The organism is Microbacterium sp. HJ5 (assembly GCF_054824025.1).
Map to the genome: position 1 here is coordinate 78123 of NZ_JSYE01000011.1, position 18658 is coordinate 96780.

18 protein-coding genes are annotated in these 18658 nt (G+C 71.4%); 14 read left to right on the forward strand and 4 right to left on the reverse strand.

Annotation, left to right across the window (positions count from 1 at the left end; genetic code table 11):
• Window position 1 precedes the first annotated feature (1 nt).
• From OB08_RS05115 to OB08_RS05125, 3 genes are read left to right on the forward strand one after another with little or no spacing between them, the layout of a single operon-like run.
• Window positions 2–1021 (forward strand): carbohydrate ABC transporter permease, encoded by a 1020-nt coding sequence (locus OB08_RS05115; RefSeq protein WP_461472797.1) that lies wholly within the window; start codon window positions 2–4, stop codon window positions 1019–1021.
• Window positions 1021–1914 (forward strand): carbohydrate ABC transporter permease, encoded by an 894-nt coding sequence (locus OB08_RS05120; RefSeq protein ID WP_461472799.1) that lies wholly within the window; start codon window positions 1021–1023, stop codon window positions 1912–1914. The genes OB08_RS05115 and OB08_RS05120 overlap by 1 nt, the downstream gene beginning before the upstream one ends.
• Entirely contained in the window at window positions 1911–4328 is a 2418-nt protein-coding gene (locus tag OB08_RS05125) for a beta-xylosidase/alpha-l-arabinosidase (RefSeq protein WP_461472801.1), read from the forward strand. Before OB08_RS05120 ends, OB08_RS05125 begins: the two co-directional genes overlap by 4 nt.
• Here OB08_RS05125 and OB08_RS05130 read toward each other — a convergent pair.
• A complete protein-coding gene (locus OB08_RS05130; protein WP_461472803.1) occupies window positions 4309–4617 on the reverse strand; it encodes a hypothetical protein in 309 nt (102 codons plus the stop codon). The genes OB08_RS05125 and OB08_RS05130 overlap by 20 nt on opposite strands.
• A 175-nt stretch (window positions 4618–4792) precedes the next feature.
• A complete protein-coding gene (locus tag OB08_RS05135) occupies window positions 4793–5800 on the reverse strand; it encodes a LacI family DNA-binding transcriptional regulator (protein WP_461472805.1) in 1008 nt (335 codons plus the stop codon).
• A 148-nt stretch (window positions 5801–5948) separates the two neighbouring features.
• Between OB08_RS05135 and xylA the strand changes: the two genes are divergently transcribed.
• The 4 genes from xylA (at window position 5949) to OB08_RS05155 (ending at window position 10460) form a co-directional block, all read left to right on the forward strand.
• The gene (gene xylA / locus OB08_RS05140) at window positions 5949–7139 is read left to right on the forward strand and encodes a xylose isomerase (protein ID WP_461472807.1); all 1191 of its coding nucleotides are present in this window, start codon (window positions 5949–5951) and stop codon (window positions 7137–7139) included.
• Window positions 7140–7304: 165 nt separating this feature from the next.
• Window positions 7305–8633 (forward strand): xylulokinase, encoded by a 1329-nt coding sequence (gene xylB / locus OB08_RS05145; protein WP_461472809.1) that lies wholly within the window; start codon window positions 7305–7307, stop codon window positions 8631–8633.
• 198 nt (window positions 8634–8831) lie between these two features.
• On the forward strand, window positions 8832–9671 hold the full coding sequence (locus tag OB08_RS05150) for a transposase (RefSeq protein ID WP_461472811.1): 840 nt from the start codon (window positions 8832–8834) through the stop codon (window positions 9669–9671).
• Window positions 9672–9713: 42 nt separating this feature from the next.
• Window positions 9714–10460 (forward strand): GTP pyrophosphokinase, encoded by a 747-nt coding sequence (locus OB08_RS05155; protein ID WP_461472813.1) that lies wholly within the window; start codon window positions 9714–9716, stop codon window positions 10458–10460.
• Window positions 10461–10462: 2 nt separating this feature from the next.
• Here OB08_RS05155 and OB08_RS05160 read toward each other — a convergent pair whose 3' ends face one another.
• Window positions 10463–11062 carry a TetR/AcrR family transcriptional regulator gene (locus OB08_RS05160; protein ID WP_461472815.1) on the reverse strand — a complete coding sequence of 200 codons (600 nt, stop codon included), beginning with the start codon at window positions 11060–11062 and terminating at the stop codon, window positions 10463–10465.
• A gap of 67 nt (window positions 11063–11129) precedes the next feature.
• On the opposite strand from OB08_RS05160, the gene OB08_RS05165 reads away from it, so the two are divergent.
• The 4 genes from OB08_RS05165 (at window position 11130) to OB08_RS05180 (ending at window position 14925) form a co-directional block, all read left to right on the forward strand.
• Window positions 11130–12275, forward strand: coding sequence for a hypothetical protein (locus OB08_RS05165; RefSeq protein WP_461472817.1), 1146 nt, complete (start codon window positions 11130–11132; stop codon window positions 12273–12275).
• A 94-nt stretch (window positions 12276–12369) separates the two neighbouring features.
• A complete protein-coding gene (locus OB08_RS05170) occupies window positions 12370–13572 on the forward strand; it encodes a cation:proton antiporter (protein ID WP_461472819.1) in 1203 nt (400 codons plus the stop codon).
• Entirely contained in the window at window positions 13569–14054 is a 486-nt protein-coding gene (locus OB08_RS05175; RefSeq protein WP_461472821.1) for a glutaminase, read from the forward strand. The genes OB08_RS05170 and OB08_RS05175 overlap by 4 nt, the downstream gene beginning before the upstream one ends.
• 70 nt (window positions 14055–14124) lie before the next feature.
• On the forward strand, window positions 14125–14925 hold the full coding sequence (locus OB08_RS05180; protein WP_461472824.1) for a tryptophan-rich sensory protein: 801 nt from the start codon (window positions 14125–14127) through the stop codon (window positions 14923–14925).
• 42 nt (window positions 14926–14967) lie between these two features.
• Here the strand turns inward: OB08_RS05180 and OB08_RS05185 are convergent, their stop codons facing one another.
• Entirely contained in the window at window positions 14968–15711 is a 744-nt protein-coding gene (locus OB08_RS05185) for a glutamine amidotransferase-related protein (RefSeq protein WP_461472826.1), read from the reverse strand.
• 112 nt (window positions 15712–15823) lie between these two features.
• On the opposite strand from OB08_RS05185, the gene OB08_RS05190 reads away from it, so the two are divergent.
• From OB08_RS05190 to OB08_RS05200, 3 genes are read left to right on the forward strand one after another with little or no spacing between them, the layout of a single operon-like run.
• The gene (locus OB08_RS05190) at window positions 15824–16441 is read left to right on the forward strand and encodes an RNA polymerase sigma factor (RefSeq protein WP_461472828.1); all 618 of its coding nucleotides are present in this window, start codon (window positions 15824–15826) and stop codon (window positions 16439–16441) included.
• A complete protein-coding gene (locus OB08_RS05195) occupies window positions 16431–16898 on the forward strand; it encodes a hypothetical protein (protein WP_461472830.1) in 468 nt (155 codons plus the stop codon). Before OB08_RS05190 ends, OB08_RS05195 begins: the two co-directional genes overlap by 11 nt.
• 53 nt (window positions 16899–16951) lie before the next feature.
• On the forward strand, window positions 16952–18646 hold the full coding sequence (locus tag OB08_RS05200) for a S8 family peptidase (RefSeq protein ID WP_461472832.1): 1695 nt from the start codon (window positions 16952–16954) through the stop codon (window positions 18644–18646).
• Window positions 18647–18658 lie beyond the last annotated feature (12 nt).

An 18658-nucleotide genomic window follows, 5' to 3' on the forward strand; every position in this document is an offset into this window, starting at 1 on the left:
CATGACGGCTCTTCTCACCCCCGGGCCCGCGGTCTCCGCGGGCCCGGGCCCCCTCCCCGACTCCCGCCGCCCGCGGCGCCGCGAAGGGCGCAAGCGTCTCGAGATCGCGATCCTCGTCGCGCCGGCGCTCGTGCTCTTCCTCGGCTTCGTGATCCTGCCCGTGATCCTCGCGGCGGTCTACAGCTTCTACAACCTGCCGCCGGCGTTCCAGTGGGACGACCTCGCCGACCCCGAGCGCTTCGTCGGCTTCGACAACTACGTCCGCGCGCTCACGACGCCCGAGTTCCTGAAGGCGATCGGCAACAACTTCTTCATCCTCGTGATGTCGCTGCTCATCCAGGGGCCCATCGCGATCGGCATCGCGCTGCTGCTCAACCGTCCGCTGCGCGGCCGGGGCGCGCTGCGCCTCCTGATCTTCGTCCCGTACGTGCTCGCCGAGGTGATCGCGGGCCTGTCATGGAAGCTGCTGCTGCAGCCCAACGGCGCCGTCAACGCGATCCTCGAGGCGGTCGGCCTCGGCGCCTTCACGCAGAACTGGCTCGCCGACCCCGGGATCGCGCTGTGGACGATCTTCTTCATCCTGACGTGGAAGTACATCGGCTTCGCGATCCTGCTGTTCCTCGCCGGTCTCCAGGGCGTGCCCGACGAGCTCGCCGAGGCGGCGCAGCTCGACGGTGCCTCGTGGTGGCAGATCCAGCGGCACATCACGATCCCGCTGCTCGGCCCGACGATCCGCATCTGGGCGTTCCTGTCGATCATCGGCTCGCTGCAGGTCTTCGACATGGTGTGGGTCACCGTCGCACCGACGGTGCGCGGCATGGCCACCGAGACCATGGCGACGTACATGGTGCAGCAGGGCCAGTTCGCCGGACAGCCCGGCTACGGAAGTGCGATCGCCGTCATCCTCTTCGTCATCTCGCTCGTCGTCGCGCTCGTGTACCAGCGCTTCGCGCTGCACCGCGACCTCAAGGGCGCCCTCACGAACCCTGGCGTCCGCGACATCAGAAAGGGGATCCGCTGATGAGCGCGGCGACCACCACGATCGTCACCGGTGCGCCTCGCGCCGCCGAACCCGCAGGCCGCCGGTTCGACTGGGGTCAGCCCTTCGTCTACCTCGTCGCCCTCGTGATCGCCGCCGTCGCGGTCGGCCCCGTGCTCTACGTCTTCATCGGCGGGTTCCGCACGACCGCCGACCTCAACGCGGACCCGGCCGGCATGCCCGACCCATGGACCTTGCAGAACTGGCTCGCCGTGCTCGGCGCGCCGCGCTTCTGGGGCAACGTCTTCGCGAGCACGGTGCTCGCCGTCGCCACCACCGTCGGCGTCGTCGTGACCGGCATCATGGCCGCGTTCGTCATCGCGCGGTACAGCTTCCGCGGTCGCGAGGGCCTGTACACGCTCTTCGCGGCGGGCCTCATGTTCCCGCTGACGGTGGCCGCACTGCCGCTCACCCTGCTGCTGCGCACGATGGGACTGCACGGCACCTACCTCGGCGTGATCATTCCGGGCATCGCCTTCGCGCTGCCGACGACCATCATCATCCTGGTCCCGTTCCTGCGCGCCATCCCCGACGAGCTCGAGGAGGCCGCGATGATCGACGGCGCCACACGCCTCGGGTTCTTCTGGCGGATCCTTCTCCCGCTGTCCAAGCCGGGACTCGTGACGGTGGGCATCCTGGCGTTCGTCGGAAGCTGGAACGGCTACCTGCTGCCGCTCCTCGTCATCAGCACCGGCACCCTCCCGCAGGAGCTGTGGCCGTTGCCCCTCGGCGTGACGCAGTTCTCGTCGCAGTACTCCCAAGACACCGGCGCCGTGCTCGCGTACACGTCGCTCGCGATGATCCCGGCGCTCGTCTTCTTCCTCGCGATGCAGAAGCAGATCGTCGGCGGCCTCACCGGGGCGGTGAAGGGATGACCCTGGATCGCACCGCCCCACCCGTCGCCGCACCCGTCGCCGGGCCGTGGCGGGATGCCTCGCTCCCCATCGACCAGCGTGTGGACGCCCTCGTCGAGGAGATGACCGTGGCCGAGAAGGTCGCCCAGCTCTACGGGGTCTGGGTCGGGGCATCCGACGACGGCGAAGATGTCGCGCCGCACCAGCACGACATGGACGACCACGTCGACCTCGAGGCGATCCTGCCCGCGGGGCTCGGACAGCTCACCCGGCCGTTCGGCACCGCACCGGTCGACCCTGCGACGGGTGCGCTCTCGCTCCTGCGCGCGCAGCGGAAGATCATGGCGGCGAACCGGTTCGGCATTCCCGCGCTCGCGCACGAGGAATGCCTCGCCGGCTTCGCGACGTGGGGTGCGACGGCGTACCCGGTGCCGCTCAGCTGGGGCGCGTCGTTCGACCCCGACCTGGTGCGCGAGATGGGCGCGCGGATCGGCGACGACATGCGCTCGGTCGGCGTGCACCAGGGGCTCGCGCCGGTGCTCGACGTCGTGCGCGACGCCCGCTGGGGCCGCGTCGAGGAGACGATCGGCGAAGACCCGTACCTCGTCGGCACCGTGGCCACGGCGTACATCCAGGGTGTCGAGTCGGCGGGCGTCGTCGCGACGCTCAAGCACTTCGTCGGCTACTCCGCCTCGAAGGGCGGACGAAATCTCGCGCCGGTGTCGGTCGGACCGCGCGAGCTCGCCGACGTGCTGCTCCCGCCCTTCGAGATGGCGATCCGCGAGAGCGGCGTGCGGTCGGTCATGAACTCGTACACCGACCTCGACGGCATCCCGACGGCGGCCGACGCGTCGCTGCTGACGGGGCTGCTCCGCGACGAGTGGGGCTTCGAGGGCACCGTCGTCGCGGACTACTTCTCGATCGCCTTCCTGAAGGAGCTGCACGGCTACAGCGAGGGGTGGACGGATGCCGCGCGCGACGCCCTCGCGGCCGGCATCGACGTCGAGCTGCCCACGGTCAAGACGTTCGGCGCCGACCTCGTGCGCGCCGTCGAGGCGGGCGAGGTCGACGAGGCGCTGATCGACCGGGCGCTGCGGCGCGTGCTGCGTCAGAAGGCCGAGCTCGGCATGCTCGACGCCGGCTGGTCGCCGGAGCCCTCGGCGCTCGCGTCGGCCGGGGCGGGCGCGGTGCGCGGTGCCGGCGAGCCGGCCGGCGGGGTTCGCGGGGCCGTCGACCTCGACCCGCCCGCTAACCGCGACCTCGCACGGCGCCTGGCCGAGGAGGCGGTCGTGCTGCTGTCCAACGACGGCACGCTGCCCCTCGCGGCGCCGCATCGCATCGCAGTGATCGGGCCGACCGCCGACGACCCCTACGCCGTGCTCGGCTGCTACTCGTTCCCGGCGCACGTCGGGGTGAGGCATCCGGAAGTGCCGCTCGGCATCGCCCTGCCCACGCTGCGCGACGCGCTCGCCGCCGAGTTCCCCGAGACGGAGTTCGTCCACGCGGGCGGCACGACCGTCGACGGCGGTGAGACCGACGGATTCGCCGAGGCCGTGGCCGCGGCATCCGCTGCCGATGTCGTCGTGCTCGCCCTCGGTGACCGTGCGGGGCTCTTCGGCCGCGGAACCAGCGGTGAGGGCTGCGACGCGGCCGACCTGTCGCTGCCGGGTGCCCAGCAGGCGCTGCTCGACGCCGTGCTCGACACCGGCACCCCCGTGATCGTGACACTGCTCGCCGGACGCCCGTACGCCCTCGGCTCCGCGCCGGAGCGGGCCTCGGCGATCGTGCAGACGTTCTTCGCCGGCGAGGAGGGCACCGGAGCGATCGCCGGCGTGCTGAGCGGACGCGTGAATCCCAGTGGCCGGCTGCCGGTGAGCGTCCCGCGCGACCCGGGAGCCCAGCCCTCCACGTACCTCGCGGCGACGCTCGCTCGCCGCAGCGAGGTGTCGAACATCGATCCCACGGCCGCGTTCGCGTTCGGGCACGGCCTCGGGTACTCGCCGTTCGTGTGGTCGGATGCCGCATCCTCCGCCTCCGAGATCACGGCCGACGGCACCGTCACCGTGTCGCTCCACATCGGCAATGCGGGTCACCGCGACGGCGTCGAGGTCGTGCAGCTGTACGTGCACGACCCCGTGGCGTCGGTCGTGCGTCCGGTGCAGCGACTCATCGCCTACGCACGCGTTCCGCTCGCCGCGGGGGCGCGGGCAGCGGTGTCGTTCGAGGTGCCGGCGGAGCTCGTGTCGTTCACCGGCGCGGACGGCCGGCGCGTGGTCGAGCCGGGAGACGTCGTGCTCGGCTTCGGGCGGTCGAGCGCCGACATCGTCGCAACGCGCACGGTGCGGATCACCGGCCCCGCGCACCACCCGGGCCGCGGGCGGCGCCTGCACGCGGGGGTCCGGGTGGAGGAGCTCGTCAGTGGGAGCGAGGGCTGATCGCGCGGACGGCCGAGGCGAAGTCGAGGGTCTGGAGCACCTCGACCGCCCGGGCGTACCGCGTTCCCTCGAGGGCCACGAAGACCGCGCCCACGACGTCGATGTAGCCGACGGTCGCACCCTCGAGGATGACCTCGTAGCGGTCTAGGTCCATCCGCTCCCAGCGCACGGGCGAGTCCTCGGGCGCGGGCGGCTGCGGCCGGCGCGGCGGCAGCTCGCGGAGGGTGCGGATGCCGCGGGAACGAAGAGCGCCGCGTCGCGCGGACGGGGCGGGGATCTCCAGGACCATCGCACGTCTCCTCTCGTCGTGGATCGATCCTGGCCGCACGGAGACGGCGTGGCACGGGGGTTGACGCCGAGGGGGAAGTGGGCTTAGCGCAGCGGGGCGACAGCTGCGCGCTTGGGGTTCAGCGGAGCGGCGGATGCCGTCCGGCGAGATTCCCCCGCGCGTCCTTCGGTCGTGCTCAGCCCGTGTACGCCGCGGTGCTGCCGCGCACCACGAGGTGCGTCGCGAGGTCCATGCGCAGGGTGTCGGCGGTCGCGCCGTCGGCGAGGCGCAGGGCGAGCCTCGTCGCCTCTTCCCCCATGCGCCGCAGCGGCTGATGGACGGTCGTGAGCTGCGGGCTCATCCAGCGCGAGAGCGCGATGTCGTCGTAGCCCACCACGGACAGGTCGCCGGGAACGCTCAGGCCCGCCGCCGATCCCGCGGCGATCACGCCGAGCGCCTGCAGGTCGCTGCCGGCGAACACCGCGGTCGGGGGATCGGCGAGCGCGAGCAGCTCGCGGCCGTGGCGTTCGCCGCCGCCCGGGTGGAAGTCGCCGAAGCGGATGAGCTCCGGGTCGATCGGCAGGCCGGCGGCGTTCATCGCCGAGCGGTAGCCGTCCACGCGCGCGAGGGAGCACATCATGTCCTCCGGGCCGGTGATGGCGGCGATGCGCCGGTGGCCGAGCTCGATGAGATGACGCGTCGCCATGAGCCCGCCCGACCAGTTCGCCGAGCCGACCGACGGCACGTCCGGCGAAGGGTCCCCGGCAGGGTCGACGATCACGAACGGGATGCCGCGCGACCGCAGCTTCTCGCGGTAGCGGGCCTCGATGTCGCTGAACACCAGGATGACGCCCACCGGACGCCGGCGCAGGACGCCGTCGATCCAATCGGCGGACGGCGCGTGCCGGTCGCCGCTGACGGTGAGGACCACCGAGAGTCCGGCCGCGTGCGCGACGTCCTCGACGCCTTCGATGACCTCCATCGACCAGCTCGGCTCGAGCTCGTGGAAGACGAGCTCGACGAACTCGCTGCGCTGCGCGGACGTGCGCCGCTGGTAGCCGTGGCGGGCGAGATGCTCCTCGAGCCGCGCCCGCGTGGCCGGAGAGACGTCGGTGCGCCCGTTGAGCACCTTCGACATCGTGGCGAGCGAGACCCCCGCCTCGGCGGCGATCTCGGCCAGCGTCACGCGCGGGGTCTCGGGCATGCGTCGATGCTAGCGGTCGAAAGTATCGGAACGCGGAAGCGCAATTCTCGACATCCCGTCTGGACGCGGCATCCGTCATGCTATAGGTTGTCTTAGACAACATTTCGTTCACCGTCGAACCCGGTTCGTCGCCGAATCCAGGAGCGTCATGCCCACTCCCACTCCCGCCGACAAGTTCTCCTTCGGTCTCTGGACCGTCGGCTACAACGGCACCGACCCCTTCGGCGGACCGACCCGTCACGCGCTCGATGTCGTGCACGTCGTCGAGAAGCTCGCCGAGCTCGGCGCCTACGGCCTCACCTTCCACGACGACGACCTGTTCGCGTTCGGCTCGACCGACGCCGAGCGCCAGACCCAGATCGACCGCCTCAAGGGGGCGCTCGCCGACACCGGCCTCATCGTGCCGATGGTCACCACGAACCTCTTCTCGGCCCCCGTCTTCAAGGACGGCGGCTTCACCGCCAACGACCGCGACGTGCGCCGTTTCGCGCTGCGCAAGGTGTTCCGCCAGCTCGACCTCGGCGCCGAGCTCGGCGCGAAGACGTTCGTCATGTGGGGCGGCCGCGAAGGCGCCGAGTACGACTCCGCCAAGGACATCCGCCAGGCGCTCGAGCGCTACCGCGAGGCCGTGAACCTCCTCGGCGACTACGTCACCGACAAGGGCTACGACATCCGCTTCGCGATCGAGCCGAAGCCCAACGAGCCCCGCGGCGACATCCTCCTGCCGACCCTCGGCCACGCGATCGCGTTCATCGACTCGCTCGAGCGCCCCGAGCTCGTCGGCCTCAACCCCGAGGTCGGCCACGAGCAGATGGCGGGCCTGAACTTCGCCGCCGGCATCGCGCAGGCGCTGTTCCACGGCAAGCTCTTCCACATCGACCTCAACGGCCAGCGCGGCATCAAGTACGACCAGGACCTCGTGTTCGGCCACGGCGACCTGCACAACGCGTTCGCTCTCGTCGACCTGCTCGAGAACGGCGGCCCCGGCGGCGTTCCGGCGTACGACGGCCCGCGCCACTTCGACTACAAGCCCTCGCGCACCGAGGACGAGGTCGGCGTGTGGGAGTCCGCCGCCGCGAACATGCGCACGTACCTGCTGCTCAAGGAGCGCGCCGCGGCCTTCCGCGCCGACCCCGAGGTGCAGGAGGCGCTCGCCGCCGCCAAGGTCGACGAGCTCTCGACCCCGACCCTCAACCCGGGCGAGTCGTACGACGACTTCCTCGCCGACCGCTCGGCCTACGAGGACTTCGACGCCGACGCGTACCTGGGCGGCAAGGGCGGCGGGTTCGTCCGCCTGCAGCAGCTCGCGACCGAGCACCTGCTCGGCGCCCGCGGCTGACCTGATCCGAGGAGGCGGCGGCCGACCGACGAGGTCGGCCGCCGCATCCGTCTTCCTCCCGTTCCCGGCGGAGCATGTCCCACTTTCCGCTGGCAGGGGCGCCTCCAGAGGCGGAAATCGGGACACGGGGACCAGAAACCGGGACATGAGAGAAGGTCGGAAGCAATGAGCCTCGTCATGGGGGTCGACTCGTCGACGCAGTCGTGCAAGGTCGTGATCACGGATGCTGCCACCGGAGCGGTCGTCCGGCAGGGGCGCGCGTCGCACCCCGACGGCACGTCGGTCGACCCGGAAGCATGGTGGACCGCGCTGCAGGCGGCGATCGCCGATGCCGGCGGGCTCCAGGCCGGCGCCGCAGGCACCGATGCCGTCGAGGCCTGGGCGATCGGCGGGCAGCAGCACGGCATGGTGGCGCTCGACGCCGAAGGCCGGGTGATCCGGAACGCCCTGCTGTGGAACGACACGCGCTCGGCCCGGGCCGCCGCCGACCTCATCGCCGAGTTCGGCGCCGACGAGCTCGCCCGGCGCACGGGACTCGTGCCCGTGGCATCCTTCACCATCACGAAGCTGCGCTGGCTGCGCGACGCCGAGCCCGCCAACGCCGCGCGCGTGGCCGCCGTCGCGCTGCCCCACGACTGGCTCACGTGGCGCCTGCGCGGCTTCGGCCCGGCCGGCGAGTCCACGCGGGGTCCGGTCCTCGACGAGCTCGTGACCGATCGATCGGATGCCTCGGGCACCGGCTACTGGAACCCGGAGACCGGCGGCTACGACCGCGAGCTGCTCGAAGCGGCGCTGGGCCACGATGCGGTGCTGCCGCGCGTGCTCGGGCCGGATGAGTGGGTCACCGACGCCGACGGACGCCGGGTCGGCGGCGGTGCGGGCGACAACGCCGGCGCCGCGCTCGGCCTCGGCGCTGGTCCGGGCGACGTCGTCGTGTCGATCGGCACCAGTGGCACGGTCTTCGCCGTGAGCGACGACCGCACCATCGACCCGACGGGCACGGTGGCCGGTTTCGCCGACTGCACGGGGCGCTTCCTGCCGCTCGTCGCGACGCTGAACGCCGCCCGTGTGCTCGACGCCATCGCGAGCGTGCTCGGCGTCGACCACGCCGAGCTCTCGCGGCTCGCCCTCGCCGCGTCGCCGGGTGCCGCGGGGCTGTCGCTCGTGCCGTACTTCGAGGGGGAGCGCACGCCGAACCTCCCCGATGCGACGGCGTCGCTGACCGGCATGACCCTCGCCTCGACCACGCGCGAGAACCTCGCGCGCGCTGCCGTCGAGGGCATGCTCTCCGGGCTCGCCGCGGGCCTCGAGGCGCTGCGCGGGCTGGGCGTTCCGCTCGAGCGGGCTCTGCTCGTCGGTGGCGGCGCCCAGTCCGAGGCCGTGCGCGCGATCGCCCCGCTGGTGCTCGGCCTCCCGGTCGAGGTGCCGGCGCCGGGGGAGTACGTCGCCCTGGGCGCCGCGCGTCAGGCCGCGGCGGTGCTCGGCGCCGCCTGACCCGGCTGCCGCGTCGGTGCTCGGCGCCTCCTGACCCTGCGGCTGCGCGGGCGGCCCAGAATCTCCCGGCGGTTTGACGCCCCGCGTCGAAATCGAAGGAGACACGCCGCGCGCCGCCCCGCCGCGGCGTGCCTCCCGATTTCCGTGCATCGTCGCGTTGGTCTCCCGCCTCGGCGGCTCGTCGGGCACGATGGCACCATGGCGGAGCGCAGCGACCTCGACGCGATCGCTGCCCTGCTCTATGCCCTCCCGCCAGCCGAGTTCACCGCCGCCCGCAACGCCCGCGCCGGCATGGCCGACCGCTCCATCGCCGCGCAGGTGAAGGCGCTGCGCAAGCCGACGGTCGCCGCGTGGACGGTCAACCTGCTCGCGCGCGGCGGTCAGCTGGGTGAGGCGCTCGAGCTGTCGGCGGCGCTGCGCGAGGCGCAGGACGACCTCGACGCCGCCGAGCTCTCGCGCCTCGGGCGCCAGCGCCGGGCGCTCGTCACCGCGCTCGCGACACAGGCGGTGGGGCTGGCGAAGGACGCCGGCGTCGCAGTCAGCGCGGCCGCGCGCGAAGACGTCGAGAAGACCATCAATGCGGCAGTGATGGATGCCGCAGCCGCGGCCGCCGTGATGACGGCGCGCCTCGTCGCACCGCTCGAGGCCGGTTCCTTCGAACAGGCCGACCTCGTCGACGCGGTGGGCGGTTCTCTTCCCGGCGTCGCTGAGGCCCCGGCGCGCGACGACCTCGCCGAGCGCCGTGCGCGCAAGGCCGCCGAGAAAGCCGCCCGCGAAGCGGAGCGCCTCGCGAACGAGGCCGAGCGCGAGCTCGCGCGCATCGACGCCCAGCGCGAGAAGCTGCAGGAGCGGGTCGATCACGTCTCGGAGCGGATCGACGATCTGCGCCGCGACCTCGAGCGGCTCGAGGAGGAGCGCTCGAAGGCCCGATCGGCGCTTGCCGAGGTCGAAGAGGAGCGCGGGGCGGCGGCATCCCGCGCCAAGGCAGCAGCCAAGGAGGCCGAACGGGCCAACGACGCCCTGGGCGAACACGGCTGATCTCACAGGAGTCTCGTAGACGCCGTCCCTAGCGTGGGGGTCATGGCCACCCCGGCGCCTCTGGCGCACGCAGCGAGTCCGGATGACACGTCGATCACCGTCTCGGCGGCCGAGCTCCGGGAGCTGCGCGACGAGTTCGAGCGCTTCCTGATGGAGTACCGCTTCGGCATGCAGGAGGTCGAGACGAAGCTGGGCATCCTGCGCGACGAGTTCCAGCTGGTGCACGACTACAACCCGATCGAGCACGTCTCGAGCCGGGTGAAGTCGCCCGACAGCCTCGTCGAGAAGGTGCAGCGCAAGGGCATCGAGCCCGATTTCGCGTCGATCCGCGAGCAGGTGACCGACATCGCCGGCGTGCGCGTGACGTGCAGCTTCGTGTCGGACGCCTACCGCCTGTTCGACCTCCTCACCGCGCAGGACGACATCCGGGTCCTGACGGTGAAGGACTACATCGCCCAGCCCAAGGAGAACGGCTACAAGAGCCTGCACGCCATCGTCGAGGTTCCCGTATTCCTCTCGAGCGGGCGCGTCGAGGTGCCGGTCGAGGTGCAGTTCCGCACGATTGCGATGGACTTCTGGGCGAGCCTCGAGCACAAGATCTACTACAAGTACGACACCAACGTCCCGGCCGAGCTGCTCGACAGTTTGAAGGATGCCGCCGACACGGCCGCCGAGCTCGATGCGCGCATGGAGCGGCTGCACCGTGAGATCCGCGGCCCGCGAAACGCCGTTATGGGGGCGGTCGCGCCCCTGCCCCGTTCCTCGGCAGAGCGCGCGATCGAGGCCTGACCTCAGGCGCCGAAGGCGTCGGCGACGGAGTCGACGTACTCCGCGACGTCGCGCGGGCCGAAGACCGCCTTGTTGGCGATGTAGCCCTGCGCAAGCGACGCGATGGTCCGGGCGGTCTGCGCCGACTGCTGGGCGATGAGCGGAGCGGATGCTGCGTCCCCCGCGCGCTCGCGGACCCACGGCGTGACGGCGGTGGTGAGCGAGGCGCCCAGTCGCCCCGCGGTGCGGGTCATCTCTGCGTGCAGTTCGGCGTCGACCATCGCCTCCGCCCAGAACTGGACGACCAGGGGCGCGGGTAGCCCTCCGTCGCTGAAGACGCGGAGCATCTCCGACAGGATCTCCCGGGGAGTGAGCGCGTCGCCGCGGGATCCGGCCGCCTCCAGCTCGTCGATGCGGGGGATGAGGAACCGCCCGACGATGTACCGCGCGAGTTCCGCCTTGTTCGTGAAGTGCGAGTAGATCGCGCCGATCGACAGGCCGGACTCCACGACGATGTCGGCGATCGAGGTGTCGCGCACTCCGTTGCGCTCGAGGCAGCGCACGGCGGCGCGGGCGATCTCGTCGCGGCGGGCCTCGCGGTACTCGTGGCTCACCTTGGGCATGGAAAGAGAATACCGGTTCTGTTATTCTCACAAACAGAATCCTCATTCTCTTTAGAAAGGAGCTGCCATGAACAGCTCGAGCGCGGGGCCGCTGCCTCGCACGACCTGGACGGTCGCCTCGCTCCTCGGACTCGCGGGCGCCGCCGTCGTGGCGATCATCGTCATGGCGTTCGTCTGGCCCGCGGCGACGTCCCAGCCGCAGAACCTCCCCGTCGGCATCTCCGGCCCCGTCGAGGCGGTCGCCGTCGTCGAGGATAAGCTCGCCGAGCAGGACCCCGTACCGTTCGCACTGCAGTCGGTGGGGTCGCGCGACGAAGCCGTCTCCCTCATCGAGACCCGTGGGATCTACGGTGCGATCCTCCTCGGCGACCAGCCCGAGGTGCTGATCGCCACGGCGGCGAGCCCGGTGGCCGCCGCCGCGCTGAGAGGCGTCGCAACGCAGCTGCAGTCGCAGATCGACACCGCCGCCAAGTCCGCACTCACCGACCAGCTGAGCACGATCATCGGCGCGCTGAAGTCCGGTCAGCGCCCACAGCTTCCCGACGGCGCGGCGGGCACACCCGAGATCCCGACGGTGACCGTCACCGACGTCGTTCCGCTCGCGGACGGCGACCTCACAGGAGCGGGGGTGGCGGCATCGGTGTTCCCGCTCGTCCTCGGCGGGATGCTCGGCGGGATCCTCGTCACCCTGCTGGTGCAGGGCGTCGTGCGCCGGCTGCTCGGACTGGTCGTGTTCGGCATCGCGGCCGGGGCTCTGATCACGCTCGTGATGCAGACGTGGTTCGGCGTGCTGACCGGCGACTGGCTGCTGAACGCGGCGGTGATCGGCCTCGGCGTGAGCGCGACCGCGGCGCTGATCATCGGTCTCGCCGCAGTGATGGGACCTCCGGGGATCGCCGTCGGCGCCGTCTTGACGATGTTCATCGCAAATCCCATCGCGAGTGCGGCGCAGCCGATGCAGTTCCTGCCTGAACCGTGGGGCGCGGTGGGTCAGTTCTTCGTGCCGGGTGCGTCGGCGACTCTGCTGCGGTCGGTGATGTACTTCCCCGATGCCGCGACCGCGACCCAGTGGATCGTCCTCGCCACCTGGCTCGTCGGCGGCGTCGTCCTGGCGCTCGTCGGGCACCACCGCGAGGCCGCCGAGCTCACTCCATCGGCCGGGCGGCTCGAGGCGCCCGACGCCGCCACCCCGGAGCCCGTCCTGTCCCACTGACCCACCCCGAGCCCCTCGGCGCACGCCGGACGGCGGTCCAGCATCACCCGGAGGGGATGGATCGGCCGCGGCTGCCCCTGGCTAGGGTGAGTCCGTGGACGACCTCGAGCCGACGATGCTGATCATCCCGATCCTCGCCGTCCTCGCACCGCTCGTCGCCCGCGGGCTCGGGCGCTGGGTGCGCGTGCCCATCGTCGTGTTCGAGCTGCTCCTCGGCATCCTGGTCGGGCCGAGTGTGCTCGGGTGGGCGCAGCCGGATGCCTTCCTCGACGTGCTGGCGGAGTTCGGCCTGGCGATGCTGTTCTTCGTCGCGGGTTCCGAGATCGAGTTCGCCGCCTTCCGAGGCCGCACCGGGCGCCGGGCGTCACTCGGGTGGCTGCTGAGTCTCGCCCTCGGCGTCGGCCTCGCGTGGATCTTCGTGCCGGGCGAGGAGGCCGTGATCATCGGCATCGCGCTGTGCTCGACGGCTCTCGGCACCATCCTCCCGATCCTCCGCGACGCCGGTGAGCTCAAGACCCCGTTCGGCAAAGCCATCGGTGCGATCGGAGCCGTCGGAGAGTTCGGCCCCCTGATCGCGATCTCGATCTTCCTCGGCAGCCGTACGACGCTGCTCTCGACGATCGTGCTGCTGCTGTTCGGGCTGCTTGCCGGCTTCGCGATCTGGCTCGCGCTGCGGGTGCCGCGCGGGGCGATGCACGAGTTCGTGAACTCGACGCTCCACACGTCGGGGCAGTTCGCGATCCGCGTGGTGCTGCTCATCCTCGCGGCGCTCATCGCGCTGAGCGTCGTGCTCGATCTCGACATCCTCCTCGGGGCGTTCGCCGCGGGCATCGTGTGGCGCCTCCTCATGCGCGACGCCGACGAAGCCGACCGTGAAGCGGTCGAGAGCAAGGTCGAGGCGGTCGCCTTCGGGTTCCTCGTGCCGGTCTTCTTCATCTACACCGGCGTGACGTTCGACCTCGAGGCGCTGTTCGCCCAGCCGGTCCTGTTCCTGCTGCTGCCCGTCGTGCTCGTCGTGCTCCTCATCGTGCGCGGCCTGCCGTCGGTGCTCGCCGCGCCGGAGGGCTCGACCCGCCGCGACCGGCTGTCTGTCGCACTCCTCGGCGCGACGGCGCTGCCGATCATCGTCGCGGTCACGGCGATCGGGGTCGACGAGGGTGTCCTGTCGCCCGCGGCATCCGCTCTCCTCGTGGGTGCGGGGATGCTCTCGGTGCTGCTGTTCCCCCTCGTGGCGATGAGCGTCCGCGGTGAGCGCCGGGTCAGGGCGTCCGAGCCGCTCGAGGACGATCTGGCGTGAGCACCGCCGACCTGTTCGACGAGGCGCGCGAGCGCCTGGCCGGCGCTCCGCGCGAGGCGCTGGGCGAACTCCTCGCGCCGCGGCGCATCCTCGGGATCGCCCGCGCGCCCCGGATCGTCCGCACCGGCACCGCGTGGCACCTCGGAGCGCTGCTGCTCACCGACGACGCCGTGCTCGCGACGGGTGAGATCGTGCGGGCGCGCGCCGAGGCGATCCGCGGATACACCGCCGAGTCGCAGCGCCGCCGCGCAGACCTTGCGGCGGCCGCCCGCCGCGGCGGGTTCGATGAGGGCGAGACGGTGCACATCGGGTGGCGGATGCTGGATCCCGACGCGGTCGACCGGGGCGAGGCATCCGGCCCCCTGGCTCTCGTCGACGGGGTCCCGAGCATCCGGTGGAGCGCCGCGGGTGGGTACATGCCGCTGCGCCGGTACCTCGACGAGCGGGTGGGCCTGCTCCTCGACCCGCCGACGGGCGCCTGACGCACGTACGGGACCACCGGGAACCTGTCAACCGGGTGCGCTGCGGAGGGCGCTTTCCTACCGTGGAGGCATGGCCGCCAAGGATCTCACTCGCCAGATCGTCGTCATCAGCGCCTTCTGCTTCATGATCATCGCCGCGATGGTCGGCACCGGGCTGTTCGGGGGGACCCCGGTGCAGGACCTTCAGGACGGGGCGCTCGACGCGGACGGGTCGTACCTGGCCCCCGCCACGACCGCCTTCTCGATCTGGACGGTCATCTACGCCGGCCTCTTCGCCTACACGGTCTGGCAGGCGTTCCCGCGGCAGCGCGAGCGTTCGCGTCAACGGGCGCTGGGGTGGCTCATCGCCGGGACGATGGTGCTCAACGGGCTGTGGCTCGTCACCGCCCAGTTCCTGACGCTGCCTCTCACGGTGCTGGCGATCGTGCTGCTGCTCGCGCTGCTGTGCGTGACGTTCCGCCGCGCGGCCGTCGAGCCGGGCCGCGGCTGGATCGACGCCCTCCTGATCGACGGCGTCACCGGCCTGCACCTCGGATGGGTCACGCTGGCGACGGTCGCCAACACGGCGGCATGGCTGACGACGATCGTGCCCGACGACGCGGCCGAGATGGCGAGCGTCTGGGGCATCGCGGTCCTCGCGGTCGTCGCCGTGATCGGCGTCGGCATCGCGTGGGCGAGCGGCTGGCGCATCGCGCCGGGACTCGCGATGGCGTGGGGTCTGACGTGGATCGGCGTGGGCCGCCTGGCGTTCGAGCCGGAGAGCACCGCCATCGGTGTCACCGCGCTGATCGTCGCGGCGATCGTCATCGTCGTGCCGGTGGTCGGCACGGTGCTGCACCGTGCGGCCGACGTGCGCAACGCCGAGGTCTGACGCCCCGGAGCCGGCCCCGACAGGCGACGGACCGGCATCGGCTCAGGCCGGGCCGAACCGCCGTGCGAAGGCGCGCAGCAGTCGCGCGGGCTCGGTGACGGATGCCGCGAGCACGCGTCCGGCGATCGACTCGTACGCGTCGGCCTCGAAGTAGCCGTCGTCGCGATAGACCGCCATGCGCTCAGTGAACGCCTTCGTGGTGGGCTCGGGATGGAACTGCGTCGCGTACAGGCGGTCGCCCACGACATAGGCCTGCACGGGGCATGCCTGGTTCACGGCGAGCAGCGTCGCCCCGGGGGGCGGCTCGGCGGCGCCCTCCTTATGCGCGGTGAGGGCGGTGAACCGCGTCGCGAGCCCGCCGAACAGCGCATCGCCCCGCCCGGCGTCGGTCAGCTCGACCGTGACCGGGCCGGTGTCTTCCGGGAACCCGCGGCTCACCTGGCCGCCGAGCATGCGCGTGACCACGCCGATCCCGTAGCAGGTGAAGAGCGCGGCCGGTCCGTCGGCCTGCGCCGCTCGCGCCGCTATGCGCTCGAGGTCGGACTCGAGGCGACGCTGGACGTCGGTCTTCGTCGACTCCGGGTCTGCGACGTTGAAGGGGCTGCCTCCCACGACGAAGCCTCTGTAGCGCTCGAAGACGTCGTCGGGCAGCGGCTCGCGCACGAGGTCGAGGTGGCCGAGCGTGCTCTCATCGAGCTTCGTCGCGACGCGGAAGGACTCGTATTCGGCCGCCGCGGCGCCCTGCTGCGGCCGCACGCAGACATAGAGCAGCGGCGCGGACGTCATGCCGTGAATTCTAGGTCGAGGCATCCGCTCTCGCGATCTGGGAGAAATCGCAAGAAACCTGTATCAGGGGCGGCCTACCGCTCTCCACTCAGGTGTGGACACAATGGGCGTCATGACGCACGCGGACGCTGGGGCCGCGGTGGACTCTGCCGAGCCACCGCGGTGGGAGCGCGCCGCGGCGCTGTTCGTGCGCTGGCGCGAAGGCGACAGCCGCGCGATGGACGAGCTCGTCCGGCTCATGACGCCGCCGCTGTGGCATGTCGTGCGCGCGTACGGACTCGACCACGCACTGGCTCAGGACGTCGTGCAGACGACGTGGATGACGCTGGTGCGACGTCACGAGACGATCCTCGACGCGCAGGCCGTGTCGGGGTGGCTGACGATGTGCGCACGCCGCGAGGCGTGGCGCGTCGGCAAGCAGCAGCGGCGAGCCGACCCGACCGAGGCCGAATCTCTCGAACCCCATCTGCCGGTCCACGAATCCGCCGAGCAGACCGCCACCACCGACGACGCGGCGCGTCGCCTGTGGAGTGCGGTCTCGACGCTCAACGAACGATGCCAGCGCCTGCTGCGGATCGTCGCGTTCGAGGATCGACCCGACTATGCGCGCATCGCCCAGGACCTCGCGATGCCCATCGGATCCATCGGACCGACCCGCCAGCGCTGTCTCGCCAAGCTCCGGGCCGAACTCGAGGGCACCGGATGGGGAGGAGATGACGATGGAGACTGAGGACTTCGCCGCGGACGCGGCGCTTTTCGCACGACTGCGCGCGGTGTGGCAGGAGGTCGACCCGGTGCCCGCGGACCTCGTGGACCGCATGGTGGCAGCCGTCGCGGTCGAGGACCTCACGCGCGAGTACGCGCTGCTGACCCTCGTCGAGGGCTCGCTCGCCGCTGTGCGCGGCGAGGCCGACACCGCGACGCTGCAGTTCAGCGACGGGACGACGAGCGTGCTGCTGCACGTGAGCGCGACCGACGGCGGCGGACGCCGTGTCGATGGATGGGTGGATGCCACGGCCCTGGCGATCCGGCTCTCGCAGGGTGAGCGCGAATGGACGGCGGAGCCGGGCGAGCACGGCCGGTTCGCGTTCGATGAAATTCCCCCGGGAGTGGCGCGACTGCGTCTGGTCGTGAAAGATGCGACGGGGGAGTTGCGCGAGTTCCAGACGCCGCAGTTCGAGGCGTGAGGCAGGGAGCGGATGCTGCGGCGTGGGGCCGCGCGTCCGGAGAGGACTGATCGATGGCCGAAGACGACCCGCCCCGCAGGCCGCCGCACGAGACATGGCGCAAGCGGTACGAGGCGACCAAGCCGCTCGGCGTCGGACTCGACCCGTCGGTCGAGCCGGAACCCGGGGTTCCGGCCTACCCGACCGAGTACGCGCCCACCCACCTGCTGGTCAGCGCGGGTGAGGAGCTCCGGCGCATCGAGACCGATCTGAACACGGCCGCCCGCGCGTTCGGCTGGTCGGTGCGTGTCCGTCCGCTTCGCGATGACGGAGAGCAGGATCTCGAGAGGGCCGAAGAGCAGGCCCGCGCAGACAGTGACGAGGGCCGCATGCCCCGTCTGTATCGCGCCGATATCTCGCAGGACCCCAAGGTCGACGTCGACGATCAGCCGGTGCCCCCGGTCGATGCGTGGCGACTGCTCAAGGCGGCCCGTCAGAAGTTCCCGCGCCCGGACGTTTCCGCGCGGAGCACGGAGGCGCGCGAGGGCGATCAGCCGGCGGAGAGCGGGAAGCTCCCGCGCGGCGTCGGTCTCGACCACGTTCTCGCTCTCGGACCGTTCGGACGGACGAACCCGTTCGGCAGGACGAATCCCTTCGGGCGGACCAACCCGTTCGGGCGCACGAACCCGTTCGGCAGGACGAACGCTCCCGGCCCCGACGGCTATGCCGATCCGGGCAGCGGCGGCCGTGAGATCGTGACCTACGTCGGGCCGAGGCCGGCACGCACTCCCGACGCCCGCGTGAAGGGTCGCCGGCCCATCGTCGCCGTCTTCGACACAGGCTGCGGCGAGCACGCGTGGCTGGGCAGCGACGTCGTGACGCGCGACCCGATGTCCCCGGAGGGGCCGATCGGCGATCACGATCCCGACACCAACCCGGAGCTGTATCCGGATCAGTCAGGACCGCTGGACGGATTCCTCGACGAAGCGGCCGGCCACGGGACGTTCGTAGCCGGGGTCGTGCACCAATTGTGCCCGGATGCCGAGATCATCGCGGTGCGCGTGGCGAACAGCCAGGGAACGGTGCTCGAGGGCGAGTTCCTCGAAGCGGTCCGTCTGCTGGTCGAGCTGATGCGTCAGGGCACCGCGATCGACGTCATGAACATCTCGCTGGGGTACTACCACGAGACGCCCGACGACGAGTATTTCGACGCCACGCTCGGGTCGCTCCTCGAGGAGGCGCGAACGATGGGGTGCGCCGTCGTCTGTTCCGCCGGCAACGACTCGACCGAACGCCCAGCCTTCCCGGCTGCGCTGTGGCAGTATCCGAGCGACCCCGGTGACGCCGAAGCCCTCAAGGCTCTAGAGAGCGCGGCTCCTCACATGTCGGTGGGGGCGCTGAATCCCAATGACCGGTCGATCGCGCTGTTCAGCAATGTCGGCGACTGGGTGCGCACCTACGCGCCCGGGGTGTCGGTGTTCAGCACCTCGCCCGGCTTCCTCGGGGGAGTTCAGGCGGGAACGCGCGACGACCTGTACGACGTTCCCGGCGTCTCGGCACCACTTCCACGGCAGAGCCTCGATCCCGACGACTGGCGCGGCGGTTTCGCGATCTGGAGCGGCACGTCGTTCGCCGCCCCCTACATCGCGGGCAAGCTCGCACAGGCGATCGCGCCCGAGCTGATGCACGGGAGCGTGAAGACACCCGACCAGGTCAAGAAGGCGCTGCGCGAGGCGGCGAAGAAGCTGGAGTTCACGCCGAAGCTGTAGCCGCCAAGATAG